The sequence below is a fragment of the Alcaligenes faecalis genome, assembly GCF_005311025.1.
GTDB lineage: Bacteria > Pseudomonadota > Gammaproteobacteria > Burkholderiales > Burkholderiaceae_B > Alcaligenes > Alcaligenes phenolicus.
In genome coordinates, this window is record NZ_CP031747.1 from 66,391 (window position 1) to 81,901 (window position 15,511).

General features: G+C 56.0%; 14 protein-coding genes and 1 tRNA gene. 9 read left to right on the plus strand and 6 right to left on the minus strand.

Translation table 11 applies throughout. From position 1 onward, the window contains the following. Positions 1-9: 9 nt before the first annotated feature. On the plus strand, positions 10-822 hold the full coding sequence (locus tag D0C27_RS00330) for a sulfite exporter TauE/SafE family protein (protein WP_009456212.1): 813 nt from the start codon (positions 10-12) through the stop codon (positions 820-822). On the opposite strand, the gene D0C27_RS00335 is transcribed toward D0C27_RS00330, so the two are convergent. Further along, entirely contained in the window at positions 809-1,903 is a 1,095-nt protein-coding gene (locus tag D0C27_RS00335; RefSeq protein WP_137430178.1) for an alpha/beta hydrolase, read from the minus strand. The two genes, D0C27_RS00330 and D0C27_RS00335, sit on opposite strands and share 14 nt — an antisense overlap. A gap of 83 nt (positions 1,904-1,986) precedes the next feature. Between D0C27_RS00335 and D0C27_RS00340 the strand changes: the two genes are divergently transcribed. Further along, the gene (locus tag D0C27_RS00340) at positions 1,987-2,832 is read left to right on the plus strand and encodes a helix-turn-helix domain-containing protein (protein ID WP_137430179.1); all 846 of its coding nucleotides are present in this window, start codon (positions 1,987-1,989) and stop codon (positions 2,830-2,832) included. 59 nt (positions 2,833-2,891) lie between these two features. On the opposite strand, the gene D0C27_RS00345 is transcribed toward D0C27_RS00340, so the two are convergent. Then, the gene (locus D0C27_RS00345; RefSeq protein WP_009456225.1) at positions 2,892-3,503 is read right to left on the minus strand and encodes a glutathione S-transferase family protein; all 612 of its coding nucleotides are present in this window, start codon (positions 3,501-3,503) and stop codon (positions 2,892-2,894) included. A 235-nt stretch (positions 3,504-3,738) separates the two neighbouring features. On the opposite strand from D0C27_RS00345, the gene purB reads away from it, so the two are divergent. Together purB and D0C27_RS00355 are read left to right on the plus strand one after the other, a co-directional pair. After that, positions 3,739-5,115, plus strand: coding sequence for an adenylosuccinate lyase (gene purB / locus D0C27_RS00350; RefSeq protein ID WP_009456227.1), 1,377 nt, complete (start codon positions 3,739-3,741; stop codon positions 5,113-5,115). 98 nt (positions 5,116-5,213) lie between these two features. Beyond that, entirely contained in the window at positions 5,214-5,666 is a 453-nt protein-coding gene (locus D0C27_RS00355; protein WP_083053307.1) for a c-type cytochrome, read from the plus strand. Between the two features lie 119 nt (positions 5,667-5,785). On the opposite strand, the gene D0C27_RS00360 is transcribed toward D0C27_RS00355, so the two are convergent. Both D0C27_RS00360 and glnK read right to left on the minus strand, forming a co-directional pair. Further along, the gene (locus D0C27_RS00360; RefSeq protein WP_137430180.1) at positions 5,786-7,027 is read right to left on the minus strand and encodes an ammonium transporter; all 1,242 of its coding nucleotides are present in this window, start codon (positions 7,025-7,027) and stop codon (positions 5,786-5,788) included. A 14-nt stretch (positions 7,028-7,041) separates the two neighbouring features. Beyond that, entirely contained in the window at positions 7,042-7,380 is a 339-nt protein-coding gene (glnK, locus tag D0C27_RS00365) for a P-II family nitrogen regulator (protein ID WP_009456229.1), read from the minus strand. Between the two features lie 1,468 nt (positions 7,381-8,848). Here glnK and D0C27_RS00370 point away from each other — a divergent pair. The 4 genes from D0C27_RS00370 (at position 8,849) to D0C27_RS00385 (ending at position 12,364) form a co-directional block, all read left to right on the plus strand. Further along, the gene (locus tag D0C27_RS00370) at positions 8,849-9,325 is read left to right on the plus strand and encodes a MarR family winged helix-turn-helix transcriptional regulator (RefSeq protein ID WP_009456231.1); all 477 of its coding nucleotides are present in this window, start codon (positions 8,849-8,851) and stop codon (positions 9,323-9,325) included. A gap of 88 nt (positions 9,326-9,413) precedes the next feature. After that, complete coding sequence (locus D0C27_RS00375; protein ID WP_035272619.1) at positions 9,414-10,292, plus strand: TauD/TfdA dioxygenase family protein; 879 nt, start codon at positions 9,414-9,416, stop codon at positions 10,290-10,292. Positions 10,293-10,328: 36 nt separating this feature from the next. Next, on the plus strand, positions 10,329-11,633 hold the full coding sequence (locus D0C27_RS00380) for an MFS transporter (RefSeq protein ID WP_137430181.1): 1,305 nt from the start codon (positions 10,329-10,331) through the stop codon (positions 11,631-11,633). Positions 11,634-11,656: 23 nt separating this feature from the next. Next, positions 11,657-12,364 carry a CatA-like O-acetyltransferase gene (locus D0C27_RS00385; RefSeq protein WP_431188468.1) on the plus strand — a complete coding sequence of 236 codons (708 nt, stop codon included), beginning with the start codon at positions 11,657-11,659 and terminating at the stop codon, positions 12,362-12,364. A gap of 153 nt (positions 12,365-12,517) precedes the next feature. On the opposite strand, the gene D0C27_RS00390 is transcribed toward D0C27_RS00385, so the two are convergent. Both D0C27_RS00390 and ypfJ read right to left on the minus strand, forming a co-directional pair. Further along, positions 12,518-12,593, minus strand: a tRNA-Lys gene (locus tag D0C27_RS00390). A gap of 75 nt (positions 12,594-12,668) precedes the next feature. Then, positions 12,669-13,520: a KPN_02809 family neutral zinc metallopeptidase gene (gene ypfJ, locus D0C27_RS00395; RefSeq protein ID WP_060186892.1), complete on the minus strand. Its 852-nt coding sequence runs from the start codon at positions 13,518-13,520 to the stop codon at positions 12,669-12,671. A 265-nt stretch (positions 13,521-13,785) separates the two neighbouring features. Here ypfJ and D0C27_RS00400 point away from each other — a divergent pair, with 265 nt between their 5' ends. After that, positions 13,786-15,432, plus strand: a complete 1,647-nt coding sequence (locus D0C27_RS00400) for an ABC1 kinase family protein (protein WP_035272623.1) — start codon at positions 13,786-13,788, stop codon at positions 15,430-15,432. Positions 15,433-15,511 lie beyond the last annotated feature (79 nt).

The following is a 15,511-nucleotide window of genomic DNA, read 5'->3' on the forward strand; positions in this document are numbered from 1 at the left end:
GAGGCGGGCATGGATCCCATTCTTGTCATCAGTTTGCTGGTGCTGGGTGCCGGTATTGGTTTGGCCGCCGGGCTGCTGGGGATTGGCGGAGGCATGATTCTGGTGCCGTTCCTGACCTTTCTGCTACCGCTGTTTGGTGTGCCGCAAGAGCTGGCCGTGCATGCTTCCATTGCCACGGCCATGGCCACGATTCTGTTCACCTCCTTGTCCAGCGTGAGGGCGCACCATAAACATGGTGCCATTCGCTGGGATGTGGTCAAGGTCATGGTGCCCGGCCTGATCCTGGGTGGGCTGCTGTCGGGCGGCGCGATTTTTGCCATGATCAACAGCACGGCGCTGGCGATTGTGTTCGGTGTGTTCGTCCTGTATTCGGCCTCCAAAATGGCACGCAAGTCGGCCCCGGTGCAAGGCCGCTCTTTGCCAGCCCCATTCTGGATTGCTGCCATGGGAGCCTTGATCGGTTTCGTGTCCGGTCTGCTGGGGGCGGGTGGGGCCTTCTTGTCTGTCCCCTTCATGCTGCGCGGCAATGTGCCTGTGCGACAGGCCGTCGCTACCTCGGCCGCCTTGGGCTTTTTCATTGCTCTGGCCAATAGCGTGGGTTATATCTGGTCCGGGCAGGCCACCTTTGGCAGCCACCCCGGCATGATTGGTTTTATCTACTGGCCGGCCTTGTTGATTGTTTCGGCCACCAGTATTTGTACCGCCCCCCTGGGGGCCAGTCTGGCCCACAAGATCGATCAGGTGACGCTCAAGCGCATCTTTGCTGGCATGTTGACTGTGCTGGCGATCTACATGATTACGCAGGCCATCACACAGGCTTGATGTTTTCTGGCTGGACTTTGCCATACGCACAGTCCAGCCCATTCAGCTCGGTTTCTTCTGCCGGCTCAAAAACTCCCCCAGCTGTCCAGTGAATTGCTGTCCGTAGCGCAGTCATTGCCTGCTCGCTTTGCGGCAGTGTGCTGCCGTAAGCATGAAATTCGTGCGTCATATCCGGCCAGACATCCAGCCGTATATTGGCCCCCTGCTTGTGCGCCTCTCGGGCAAAATCCCGGATCATGTCGACCAGAATTTCCTTGCCGCCTGCCTGAATGTAGATGGGGGCCAGATGGCGCAGATCCTGTGCAATGGGCGAGAGCCGATCATCACTCCAGGGGCCGTTGCCCTTTAGCCATTGACCGTATTGCAGCGTTTGATAGCCCTGCACCATATCGTAGCGATCATGACCAAACTGGCTGGCGCCGCGTCGTCCTATATCCGTCCAGGGGCTTAGTGCCAAGGCCAGAGAAGGTTGGGGCAGTCCCGCTTGACGCAGGCCGACCAAGCTCATCAGCACCAGGTGTCCGCCTGCCGAGTCGCCTGCCAGGACAATATCCTGGGCGGGGATTCCACATCCAAGCAGATAGCGGTAGGCGTCTAGCGCATCTTCCTGTTGGGCCGGGTGAGGGTGCTCCGGGGTCAGGCGGTAGTCCACGGCGAAGATGGGTATTTGCAGCTTGTAGGCCAGCAGACGAATGAAGTGGCGCGACACGATTGGGTAGAAAGCATAGCCGCCGCCATGAAAGTACAAGATGGTTTTGCTGCTGTTCGGGCGATCTGGAATGAACCAGTCACCCCGTGGTTCTGGGGACGTGCTGGCCTGCATCTGGACGGGCAAGTCCGGTTCGGCAATCGTGTACAGGCTGTCGAAATAGGCGCGGCCTTCAGCTATGGTTGGCAAGCGGAAGGCGTGGTTGAACTGCTTGCGATAGAACAGGGTGGCGATTTCAAAAGGCACAGACCAGCCGGGCACTAGCGGCTTGGCGATGATACGTCGAGCCAGTACGTCTATGGTGGTGGCCCAGAGGGCGAGGGCGCTTCGGCAACGATGAGACCAGGATCCTTGCAAGATAGTTTTGGGCATAAAAGGGCGGGGCTGAAGTAGGATAAAAGGACTTTCAGTGTGGCCCGGCTTGCCTGGGCCGGATAGAACGGAAACGACCTCCCATGTCTGCTTTGCCTTGTGCCCGTTTGCATCACCCCAGCCGAAAAACGGCGTCCATTATCCATCTGGGTGTGGAGCGTGATACCCGTGCTCTGGATCTGCTGCCGCAGCAACGTCTGAACTGTTATCCGGCTTCGCCCCTGGTGGTGTTGTCCTGGGTTTTCCATGGCCAGCTGCACATGGTGCAGACGCCCGTGGATGGAGGGAGTCCGGTACTGTCAGAGCCCCTGCCCGGCATGCTGTTTGCCGGGCCTTCGCGCGCACCTTCCATTAGCTGGTCTCCGGGGCCTGTCCATGCGATTTCGATTGGACTGTACCCGGATGCCTTGAAACGTGTGTTTGGTATCGAGGCCAGCGACTTTCTGGATCAGGTACTGCCCATGGAGCAGGTCTTGCCCGCTGCCAGCTGTCAGACACTTGGGCAAGCTGGCACAGAAGAAGGCCCTTTATTCGAACAACTGGAGGCGGCAATTCATCGTTGTGCTCATGGCTGTCTGGCGACAGAAGGTGCTGCCACCTTGCATCATTGGTTGACGGCATTGGGGATGAGGATGGTAGCAACACGCACGGGAACGGGCTTGCGTCAGATGCAAAGGCAATTCAAGCGTTGGGCCGGGCAGAGCCAGCGTGAGCTGCAGCTGTATGTGCGTGCCGAGCGTGCTTTTGCCTTGGTGCAGCAGCAGGAAAATCCGGTCTGGTCTGATGTGGCGTTGCAAGCCGGGTATAGCGACCAGTCTCATTTTGGCAGAGAGGTCAAACGGGTTTCGGGCTTTTCACCTGCCCAGTTCGCCCAGCGCATGAAGTCTGATGAGGCCTTCTGGATGTACCGATTGCTGGGCGAGGCCTGAACCAGCAGGCATAAAAAAACCCATTCAAAAGAATGGGCCCTGGCTTGCTGGCGCAACGCTCACTGCGTAGGCGGTAAGGTGCTGGCAAACGAGGGGCGCGCTTGGAGTTTTTCATCCAGGCGTTGCAGATTGCCGTACTGCGAGCGCCAGTCCAGTTCAGGAAAGCGCAGATCCAGATAACCCAGTGCGCAGCCTACGGCAATGTCGGCCAGGCTAAAGCTGGTGCCCATGCAAAAGGACTGGTCACCCAAGGTGTTGTTCATGGATTGCAGGGCGGCGGTAATCTTGCTGTTTTGGCGGTCAATCCAGGCGGGTAGACGCAGCTCTTGGGGACGGCGTTTTTCCACCACGATGGCAACGCAGGCATCAAGCAAGCCATCGGCAATGGCTTCCCAGCATTTGACTGCAGCGCGATCACGTCCGGCTTGGGGAATCAGGCGGCCGACGGGCGAGAGGGTATCCAGATACTCGACGATCACGCGGGAGTCAAACAGATTTGCCTGATCATCCATAATCAGACAGGGGACTTTGCCCAGTGGATTGTGCTTCAGAATATCGCTGTCATCGGCCCACACATCCTCCAGAATCAGCTCGTAGTCGAGCTTTTTTTCCGCCATGACAACACGCACTTTGCGCGCGTATGGGCTGGTGAGGGAAGCTAGAAGTTTCATAAAAAGCTATCAAAAGTTGCAGGCTCAAAAAGTATAGCAGGAACCTATGGGCGAACGTCCCGCAGGCCGGGCCTGAACCTGTCGCTGGAAACAATGTTGGAAAACTGTGGTTTATTCGTCAAAGCCTCGAACAGCCGTCGCATTCTGACCCCATGCTGAACGCGTGGCATACGGGTGCCAGCCTGCAATGTTAGAATGCGGGCTGACTTTATTCCCCCTTCTTTTCTGTAGAACGATGCACATAGCCGATACCCTGAGCACTCTGAATGCCTTGTCCCCATTGGACGGGCGTTATGGCAGCCGTACCGCCCCCTTGCGTGGCCTGTTGTCCGAAGCCGCATTTATGTGGCATCGCGTAGAGGTCGAAGTGGCCTGGTTGATCGGCCTGTCCGACGCGGGTCTGCCCGAACTGCCTACTTTCTCCGCCGAAGCTCGCGAGGTACTCAAGAGCCTGGTGCAGAACTTCTCGGAAGACGATGCCGCCCGCATCAAAGCCATCGAGCGCACCACCAACCACGACGTGAAAGCCGTGGAATACTGGTTGAAAGAAAAAGTGGCCGACCACGCCGAGCTGTCCGCTGCGGCTGAATTCATCCATTTTTCCTGCACCTCTGAAGACATCAACAACACCTCGCATGCGCTGATGCTCACGCGTGCCCGTGAGCAGGTGATCCTGCCGCAACTGCAAGAAGTGTGTGATGCCATCAAGGCTCAGGCCCGCTTGCACGCCGAGCAGCCCTTGCTCTCGCGCACCCACGGTCAGCCAGCCAGCCCCAGCACCATGGGCAAGGAATTTGCCAACGTGGCCGCTCGACTGCAAAACGCCATTGCGGCCATTGCTGCGGTCCAGCCTCTGGCCAAAATGAATGGTGCCACCGGCAACTACAACGCTCACTTCTCGGCTTACCCCGAAATTGATTGGCCTGCATTCAGCCAGAAAGTGCTGGCTGGTCTGGGTCTGACGCAAAACGTCTACACCATTCAGATCGAACCCCACGACTGGATGGCCGCTCTGTTTGACGCCATCGCTCGCGCCAACACCATCTTGCTGGACTTCAACCGTGACGTCTGGGGCTACATCTCCCTGGGTTACTTCAAACAGCGCCTCAAAGAAGGCGAGATCGGTTCGTCCACCATGCCGCACAAGGTCAACCCGATTGACTTTGAAAACTCGGAAGGCAACCTGGGCCTGGCCAATGCCATGCTGCGCCACCTGTCCGAAAAGCTGCCTATCTCCCGTTGGCAGCGTGACCTGACCGACTCGACCGTGCTGCGTAACCTGGGCGTGGCTCTGGGTTACAGCGTGGTGGCTTACGACGCCTGCCTGCGTGGTCTGGGCAAACTGGAACTGAACGCCGCGGCTGTCGATGCGGACATCGACGCATGCTGGGAAATCCTGGCCGAGCCGGTTCAAACGGTGATGCGCCGCTACGGTTTGCCCCAGCCTTACGAGCAACTCAAAGCCCTGACACGTGGTCGTGGTATTACTCAGGAAGCGTTGCGCGAGTTTATTGGCGGTCTGGAACTGCCCGCCGACGCTAAAACCTATTTGCTTGAGCTAACTCCACGCAGCTATCTGGGCGTGGCAGTAAAGTTGGCCCAGGCGATCTAAATCCAAACGGCTGTGTTCTTGCACAAGGGCACAGCCGGCCGGGTTTCTTGAGCCAGTGCTTTATGAAGTGTTTTATGTTTCATCACACAGGAGTTCACATGAAAAAATTCGCGTTTCTGACTGCCGCTGCCGCCTTGTGCGCTGCGTTTGTCACGCCTGCTACCGCCCAGTTTGCCAAGCCAGAACAGGCCGTGAACTACCGTCAAGCCAGCATGTCGCTGATTGGCTCGCACTTTGGTCGTATGGCTCCCGTGGCCAAAAAAGAAGCACCGTATGATGCGGCTGCAATCGCTAAAAACGTAGAAGTGCTGACGGTTTTGGCGGCTTTGCCTTGGGGCGCATTTGGCGCTGGTACCGAAGGCGGCGAGACCAAAGCTGAGGCCTGGAGCGATGCTCAGGGTTTCAAGCAAGCTACCGATGATTTCACCGCTGCCATCGACAAGCTGAAAGTGGCTTCCGATTCGGGCGACTTTGATGCCTTCCGCGTGGCTTTCGGTAATGTGGGCAAGTCCTGTAAGACTTGTCACGACGCTTACCGCAAAGAAAAATAAGCAACAGGTTTGCTTATAAAAAAAGCCCTCGAAAGAGGGCTTTTTCTTTTAGGCCTGTGCCTGTGTTTGAAGGGAGCAGTTTGCCTGCAGGCAAGATTGGCAAGAATCATGATGGGATCTCAGTGTTGATAACCCGTTTCACCGTGGGTACGGATATCCAGACCTTCGCGCTCGTGGTCAGCATCGACACGTAAACCGCCGCAGACTAGCTTGGCAACGGTGAAGGCAATCCAGGCAGCCACACCGGACCAGACCAGCGTAACCAGCACGCCTTCGAGCTGAATCCACAACTGCATCCAGATACTGTTACCAGCGGCAGTACCAGGACCACCCAGAACAGGTGCGTTGAACAGACCTGTGAGCAAAGCGCCCACAATCCCGCCCAAACCGTGAATGCCAAAAACGTCCAGCGTATCGTCGGCGCGTAACCAGCGCTTCAGAACATTCACACCCCACAAGCACGCCAGGGAGGTAATCAGGCCAATGGCCAGTGCGCCGGAAGGAGCCACAAAACCGGCTGCCGGGGTAATGCCGACCAAACCTGCGATCGCACCCGAGCAGGCACCCAGCAAGGAAGGATGACCTTTGCTGATCCATTCACCCAAAGTCCAGGCCACAACGCCGATGGCGGCTGCCAGCATGGTGTTGAAGAATGCCAGCGTGGCATTTTCATTGGCCGACAAAGCCGAGCCTGCGTTGAAACCGAACCAGCCTACCCACAACAGAGCAGCACCAATAAAGGTCAGGGGCAGGTTATGAGGTGGCATGGCTTCACGACGGTAGTTCAGTCTGGGGCCAATCATCCAGGCACCGACCAGACCGGCAATACCGGCGTTGATATGCACCACCGTGCCACCGGCAAAGTCCAGCGCGCCACGGGAGTTGAGCAAGCCGCCGTTCTGTTCATCGGCAAACCAGACCATATGGCAAATGGGCAGATAGGCCAAAGTGAACCAGATCACGGTAAAGACCAGGATGGCGGACAGGCGGGTACGTTCTGCCAGACTACCGACAACCAGAGCGCAAGTCAGGCCGGCAAAGGTGGCCTGAAAAGACGCAAACAGCAGTTCAGGCAAGGTGCCCGACATGGAGAACTGTTGGTCAGCAGCGGTGAACATGCCGTTGAACAAGGCCTTGTCGAAACTGCCAATCAAGGGATTGCCAGCGGTAAAGGCCAGTGAGTAGCCATAGATAAACCACAGCACCACCCCCAGACTGAACACCAGCAAGGTCTGGGACAACATGGACAAGGCATTTTTTTGACGCACCATCCCCGAGTAAAACAGGGCCAGGCCCGGCGCGGCCATCATCAGTACCAGAAGCGTGGAGACCAGCATCCACGATAGATCAGCGTTGTTCATGATGGAGTCTCCGATTACAGGGCTTGCTCATCGCATTCGCCGGTGCGGATGCGGATGACATGGTCCAGCGGCTGGACAAAGATCTTGCCGTCACCAATACGTCCGGTGCGGGCACTGCTTTGAATGGCTTCCAGAACGCTTTGCAACTGCTCGTCGGGAATAGCCAGTTCAATGCGGATCTTGGGCAGGAAGTCGACTGCATATTCCGCACCGCGGTAAAGCTCGGTGTGGCCTTTCTGGCGACCAAATCCCTTGACCTCGGTAAGCGTCATCCCCTGTATGCCCAGATCGGAAAGGGCCTCGCGTATCTCGTCAACCTTGAAGGGTTTGACGATGGCGGTAATCAATTTCATAGGTGTTCCTGAAGTAAACACAGGCAAGCTGGCCTTGCGGATGCAATGGAACACCGAGAGGGGTAGGAGACGGTTGAGAGGGGGCCGACCGGGATGGGTAATCCTGGTGGATGGCTTGAGTGCAACCGGGCAACGCCGGTTTGAGCGACTCTCCGGCTGTCAGCAGGGTGTGCGACAGCGCGAACGCAAGTGGTAGGCAAGCGGACCTGTGTTGTAGGTTGAAGAGCAACACAATTCCGGCAAGGCGAGTAAGCTAGCTAGGCACGTGACCCCGGTCTTGCCTAGTCGGTGGGCAGCGAGATAACAGCAGCGCTCTGTGACGCCTGTCTCCGCTCATCTCACCACCGCAGGAACAACGACTATGGAAAAATAATATATGTTGCGGCGCAACAAGTGCGCTTTTTTTTTTAATAGTCTTAACTTTGCAACATTCAGTTCAGAAAAATGACCGGCTGCAGAGTAGGCAAAACAGACCTGTTCGTGCTGGAATTGCCGTGTCTGAATGGCAGGCAGGGCGCCAGGAGGATCGACAGGGCAGCCCGCGTGTCAGCGCTGCCCGTGTATCGATAGAGCTAGTTCTGCGACTAGCAAGGATCAAGAGAGCAGCTCAGGACCTTTGTGCTTTCTGGTTTTTTTGCTTTCCGTGCTCTGAGTGGGGAAAGTAAGCGGTACATGCCGCCGGTTAAATGCCTGCAGACCGCCTTGCCATAATTTGAATCCCAGGCAGGCGTCCCATTTGTCGCGTTGGTATAGCCAATGGGTGTGACAAACAGTGCAGTGATACAGGCTTTCGGTGCTTTGTTCGTCAGTGTCATCGACTCGTCTGATGGGTTTGAGGTAAGGATGTCGTTGAGCGTTGGGTTGCGATAGTGGAAGGGTTTGGCACATGATGCACATGGTGCCTCGATCTAGCTGGGCCATACAATGCTCCTCAAATAATTTTGTGGTTGATGTAATAGCGTTTGCAAACTGGCTTGCCAATCGGCGTAGGGTGATGGTTTGTAATAAATATCACCACGATTCACTGTACTGCAGAAAATGTGACAGCCGTTTCAGGCCGCATCTCAATGTAATGACATGCGACCTGCGTATGGCGAGCAAGTGTTCAAATTCCTGCGAATACCAGCGTCAAAAGCTCTGGCCTTTGACTATTTTTTGGATGGCGGCTCATTGCCAGGAATCTTTTTAGGGTCCGGCTCGGGGTTGGGCGTTTTGCCGGGAGGAGTGGTGTCGGGTGCTTTGGTGGGATCAATGGCAATTGGCATGAACATCTCCTGACTGAAGTGATCTTCCAGCGTATCGGATTTAGGGCGCAGCTAAAGTAAACAACTATGACTGCAGGGCAGGCCGCTCTTGTTTTTTCTTGTTGCATCGAAAAGAAGGTGGGTAGCCAATCGGCGAAGCCATTGCCTGGCGATGCTATGATCAAACTCCTTACAGAAAGCGGACTAGCGCCTTGGGAAGCGAGTTGGAAAAAACCACCCTGGACCTGGAGAATTTTCTCCCTTATCAAGTCACGATATTGGCCTCGCATATTGCGGTGACCTTTGCGCGTCAGCATGCACAGCAATTTGGTTTGTCCATTCCAGAGTGGCGCATCATTGCGACCCTGGGACGCTATGGCACCCTGACCTCGGGCAGTTTGACCGAGCGCACCAGCATGGACAAGGCCAAGGTCAGCCGTGCCGTTTCTCGCCTGACAGCCGCTCAGTTAATTGCTCGTCGCGACAATGAAAACGATATGCGCAGCAATCTGCTGTGTCTGACCGAGCAGGGCCAGCAAGTGCACGATCGCATTGTGCCCATCGCTCTGGGCCTGGAGCAGGAGCTGACGTCCGTGCTTAGCCAGGAAGAGCTCAGCTCCTTTAAAGAGATGATGACGCGCCTGGAGAACCGTATGGTCCAGCGCTTTGGCAGCGATTTCAGCGGCGACGCACATATTTGAAGTCTCAAGGGTAATCACCGAGTTGTGCTGGATATTTCTCACGCTAATATTGTTTCGTTTGAAACGAAACAATATTCAGGAGAGGATCATGACGCAGGTCGTAGACAGCCCAATCGCAGCCAGCCGCTTGGAAACCACAATCATGTCGCCCGCTATCGGTGTCGAGGTAGCGGGTGTCGATTTGACTCAGGCCCTGGAGGATACGCAGGTACAGGAGCTGCGCGCCTTGTTGTTGAAGCATCAATTGCTGGTGTTTCGCGACCAGCCTTTGAATGCGGCACAGCATGTTGCATTTGCCCGTTGCTTTGGTGAGCTGGAAGTGCATCCGGTTTTTCCACACGATCCGGACTATCCCGAGCTGGTGCTGCTGGGGGGCAATAACACGCAGCCGGGGCGTGAGAATATCTACCATAGCGATGTCAGCTGGCGGGCCGAACCTTCCATGGGTTCCATTCTGCGTTGCATTGAATGTCCACCCGCCGGGGGCGATACGATCTGGTGCAATATGGCACTGGCCTATGAGAACTTGCCGCCTCACATCAAAGATATTTTGCACGAGCTGGAAGCCGTACACGATTTATTGCCCGGTTTCATAGACCGTATCCCCGAGGAAGACAGAGCTGCGTTGCGAGATCGTTTTCCAGCGCAGACTCACCCTGTAGTGCGCACTCATCCAGAAACTGGCCAGCGGATTTTGTATGTCAGCAGCTGGACTACCCATCTGGCCAATTACATCGAAACCGGCTTTTTCCGTGGCATGCCCGAGCTGCAAAGCGGCGCTCATTTCCTGCTGCAGTATTTGGTGGATCAGGCCCGTCACCCGGAGTATCAGGTGCGCTTGAAATGGCAGCCTCACACCATTGCGTTTTGGGACAACCGGGCCACCCAGCATTATGCCGTTCAGGACTATTTTCCTTTGCCCCGCAAAATGGCCCGAGCCACCATTATTGGTGACCGCCCTTATTGATCGTATCGCTGTACTTTTGACAAGTTGGGGGGAGACATGGAAAACCAGAAAAAGTATTTCCCAGGACAGCGCTACGTCGTGGTGTTCTTGTTGTTTTTGTTCATGGTGATCAACTTTGCCGATAAGGCGATATTTGGTCTGGTCGCCGTGCCGTTGATGGAGGAGCTGGCCATCGGGCCACAGCAGTTTGGCACCATTGCAGGCAGCTTTTTCTTCCTGTTTGCGATCTCGGGCATTGTGGTGGGTTTTGTGTCCAATACGGTGTCCTCGCGTTTGCTGCTGGTGGGGCTGGTCATTATCTGGTCTGTAGCCCAGGTTCCGATCGCTATGGGAGCCAGCACGATTATTGCCTTAATGGCTTGTCGCATTTTGCTGGGCGTGGGGGAAGGCCCTGCCTACCCCCTGGCCTTGCACGCGTGCTACAAGTGGTTTCCGGATCAGGAGCGTACCTGGCCTACGGCCATTGTGATGCAGGGTGGGCAAGTGGGCATGCTGTTGGCCGGCCCCCTGGTGGGGTATTTGACCATCAGCCACGGCTGGCGCTCGGTGTTTTGGGTGACAGCGGCAGCGGGGCTGATGTGGCTGGTGGTATGGGCCTTACTGGGCAAGGATGGTCCCATCAGTGCGAATCCGACGCCCGCCGTTGGCAAGAGCAAGCTGCAGTCTCGCTGTTCGTACCGTGATGTGCTTTTGAATCGTAGTTTCATCGGCAACCTGCTGATGTACTGGGTAGCGTACTGGTGTGCTGCACTGGTCTTTACCTGGTTGCCCGCTTATTTGCAACGCGGTCTGAACTTCTCGTCGGACACGGCTGGATGGCTATTTTCCCTGTGTATTTTTGTGGCAATCCCGATTGTGTCGGGCGGCTCTTACCTGTCCAACCGCTTCTTGCGTCAAGGGTATTCGTCCCGAGTGGCACGCAGTCTGGTCACGGTCGGTTTCTTGTTGGCAGGGGCCTTGTGCCTGCTGGCGGCCGCTTACTTGAAGCTGGGTCCGACTGCGGGGATTGTGCTGATCGCCTTGGGCTTGAGTTTTCCCCAGGTCGGTTTTGTGCTCTGTTCGGCAATCTCAGCGCAAATCAGCCCGATTGAAAAGCGGGGTTCCACACTGGCCATCACCAATTCATTGTCCACAACAGCGGGCCTGGTTGCGCCCATTGTGATGGGAAGGCTGATTCAGGCCGAGCCCGGTCTTGCCGGTTTTCACCAGGGCTTTGCCTTGACGGCCGTGCTTTTACTAATGGGAGCCGTGTTGGGTTTCATCTTGGTGGATCCTTCCCGCACGCTGTCGCAGATTCAGGCAAAGGCAGGAGGTCCTGTGAGCGGTCCGGCCTCTGTTTAAGGCAAGGTTTTGAAGAACACAGAGTGGCACTGCTTACCGTGTTTTTCTATACACTTGCCTGGATGGACAGTATGGAGATTCAGGAAAAGATGATGGCAAGCTACCAGAAGTTCGATCTTGAGAGTTGGGGGCGGCGTGAGCATTTTGAAGTCTTTAAAACGTATGCTCAAAATGCGTTCAGTATTACGGTTGAAATTGAAATTACCGGGTTTCTGAACTGGGTGAAGGTCAGGCGCTGCAAGTTTTACCCGGCAATGATCCATGAGGTAGCTGCTGTCCTTAATCGCTATCCCGAGTTTCGTATGGCCATGAAGGACGATGAGCTGATTGTCTACGATCGACTCAACCCCAGCTACACCATCCCGCACGTGCAGCAAGAAAGTTTTTCATCTATTTGGAGTGCGTACCACGAGAAGAAAGAGGACTTTCTGGCCGAGTATGAGCGGGATCTGGAAAAGTACGGCGAGGACACTCGTTACTTTCCACGATCCGATACGCCTGAAAACGTATTCTATATTTCCGCCTTGCCGTGGGTTTCCTTCACCAGCTTCAGTATGCAGTTCGCGAGCCTGCATAATTTGTTCACCCCTATTGTCACGCTAGGCAAATACTTTGAACGGGACGGCAAGGTTTATATTCCCGTGGCCATTCAGTTGCATCATGCTGTGTGTGACGGGTTTCATGCGGGCCGCTTCATGACCGAATTACAGAAGGGGTGCCACGACTATTGATCGTGTGCAGTATTGTCACCCAAGCCCTGCCACTCAAAAATTGGCAGGGCCCTTGAGCTTCTCAGGGATAGTGTTCAGACGCAAAAAAGCCCGCTGCAGTAGCGGGCTGATTTACGATGTTACGGCATGGTGTACCGTAAGCAGCAGGACATGTGGTGGGTCGTGACAGACTCGAACTGTCGACCAATGGATTAAGAGTCCAGTGCTCTACCAACTGAGCTAACGACCCCCGTTTCCTGCGAAGAAAAAGATTATAGAACGGAAATTATCTAGCGCAAGACGAGGTTACATAATTTTACGTTTATCAGGAGACCGGGTCAGGACGGGTGAAGGTGTCGCACATTTTCAGCTGTCCGGTTTTATAGCCTTCCATGAACCAGGCCATGCGTTGTTGCGAGCTGCCGTGGGTAAAGGAATCGGGGACTACATAGCCTTGCGATTGCTTTTGCAAGGTGTCATCGCCTACGGCTTGAGCGGCATCCAGGGCCGAGCGAATATCGCCTGGTTCCAGAATCTGGCGTTGCGCGTCAGCGTGGTTTGCCCAAATACCGGCATAGCAATCAGCCTGAAGCTCCAGGCGTACGGAGGCTTGACGAGCCTGGGAGGCGGAGCCGCTGCGACGGGCCTCATCGACACGACGCATCATGCCTAACTGGTTCTGAACGTGGTGGCCCACTTCATGCGCAATCACATAGGCAGGGGCAAAGTCGCCCTTGACGCCCATCTTTTGCTCCATCTCGGTGAAAAAGCCCAAGTCTATATAAAGCTTTTGATCGGCAGGGCAGTAAAACGGCCCCATGGCAGATTGACCCGCCCCGCAGGCGGTCGGGGTAGCGCCCCGGTACAGCACCAGCACGGGATCGCGGTAGCTGCCATTGGTTTGCTTGGCAAAAACATCACGCCAGACATCCTCGGTTTCGCCCAGGATCTTGGCAATGGTTTGGCCCTGTGCATCCGAGGCTGCAACGGGTTGAGACTGAGGGGCGCTGGTAGGGCCGTCGGCCAGGTTCAGCACCACACTGGGATCCACCCCAAAGTACATGGCCACCAGGGCCAGCACGATTGTCCCCAGGCCGATCTTGCCGCCGCTCAATCGTGGCCCATTGGCACGGCGGTCCTCGACATTACGGCTGGAGCGAGACTTATCCAGACGCATCACGCTCTCCTTGAATTGGAAAACGTCAATGTACTCTGATTTCCGTGGATAGAGCAGGGGCATTTTCGATTCTTGTCATCGGAAAACGGGTAGGGGGCGTTAATTACCCCACCATGACAAGTCATTGAATTGCTTGGCTTAATGTGACTTGTCCAAAGGCTATCCCCGAGCTTGCCCACTGAAAATGTGGATAAGTGGATAAGTAAGTCACCGGGACACTGCGGTATGCTACTTTTCTCAGAGCGTACCCTACTGGAGAGCGAGTATGTTGGGAGGAACCTTGTTGGCCTTGCGCGACCATGCACGAGTCCGTGCCATTGGAGCGGTCATAGCTCGATACGGGATTGGGGATGTGATGCATCGCCTGGGCTTGTCGGACCTCCTGCCCGGTAACAAGACCCCGGTGGCGGCCGAAATGCCCGAGCGCTCGGCACCTGAACGTTTGCGACGTGCGCTGGAAGAGCTGGGTCCGACCTTTATCAAGCTGGGTCAGATTCTGGCTACACGTAATGATTTGCTGTCGTTGGAGTGGACGCAGGAGCTGGAGAAGCTGCAAGGTCATGCCGCGCCGGTGCCTTGGGAAACGATCAGACCCGAGCTGGAGCAGGCTTTGGGGCAAACGGTTGAGCAAGCCTTTGCGCGCTTTGACACCCAGGTGCTGGCCTCGGCCTCCATGGCACAGGTGTATCGCGCCTGTTTGCGGGATGGCACCGAAGTCGTGGTGAAGGTGCAGCGCCCTGGTCTGGAGCCACTGATTCAGGCTGACTTGCGTTTGTTGAAACAGATTGCCCGCCTGGTCCAGCAACAAGGCCTGCTGCCCGAGTATCGCCCCTACGATATCGTGCGTGCCCTGGCTGAAGCCATTGCCGATGAGCTGGACTTCACCCGCGAAGCGGCCAATACCTTGGCGGTGCGCGAGAACATGCAGCCTTTCAAGGACATTGTGGTTCCGCGTGTCTATATGGAGTGGACCAGCGCGACCGTCATGGTGCAGGAGTTTGTCCCCGGGGTCTCGCCCATTCAAGAGGCACAGTTGCAAGCTATTGAGGCGGATCGTCCTTTATTGGCCCGCCGAGGTGCCTTGGCGTTCCTGCATATGGTGCTGGAGGACGGGCTGTTTCATGCTGATCCGCACCCCGGCAATATGATGGCCTTGCCGGGCAATAAGGTTGCCTTTATTGATTTCGGCTTGGTGGGCCATTTGACGGAACGTCGCCGCCAGCAATTGCTGGTGTTGCTACGGGCGATTGTGGATGGACAGGCAGATGGGGTGGCAACGACCTTGCTGGACTGGTCCGGGGCAGAGGACTTTGATTGGAGCCGTCTGGAAGAAAGTGCCCAGCGTTATGTAGCCCGACAAAGCAGTGGGCTGTTGTCCATCTCGGCTGCCTTGCTGGACTTCATGGCTCTGGCGCGCGAGAACCATTTAATTCTGCCGCCGGATCTGGCCTTGCTGTTCAAGGCTTTTATCACGGCGGACGGTGTGCTGAAGCGTCTGGACCCGCAGTTTGATGTGGTCGAAGTCGCGCAGCCCGTGATTATGGGCTTGATGCGCAAGCAGTACTCGCCACGTCGTGTTTATGCGGACCTGCAACGCAGTTTGCTGGAGTCCCGGCAGTTGGCCATGGATGCGCCCCAATTGCTGCGTCTGTTGATGCATAGGGTGCGGCAAGGAAAGATCTCCGCGCGTATTCAAATCGAGGGAATGCCGCGTCTGGCCTCGTCGCTGGAAAAGGCGGCCACCCGTCTGGCCATTGCGATTGTGACGGCGGCTTTTGTATTGATTTTGGGTCCGGTGCTGGTTACGCGCGGTCCCGCATGGCTGGGTCTGACTATTTTCAGCTGGGCGGGTTTATTAGCCGCTGTGCTGGGTCTGGTTCTGGTTTTGTGGGGATTTTGGCGACGGCGCTAAGAAGTATCTTGAGGCCGTCGCTTTCTGCGCAGGAAGTGCTCAAGCGGCTAGTCACCGTCCAGTTTAAAAGACGGCTAGT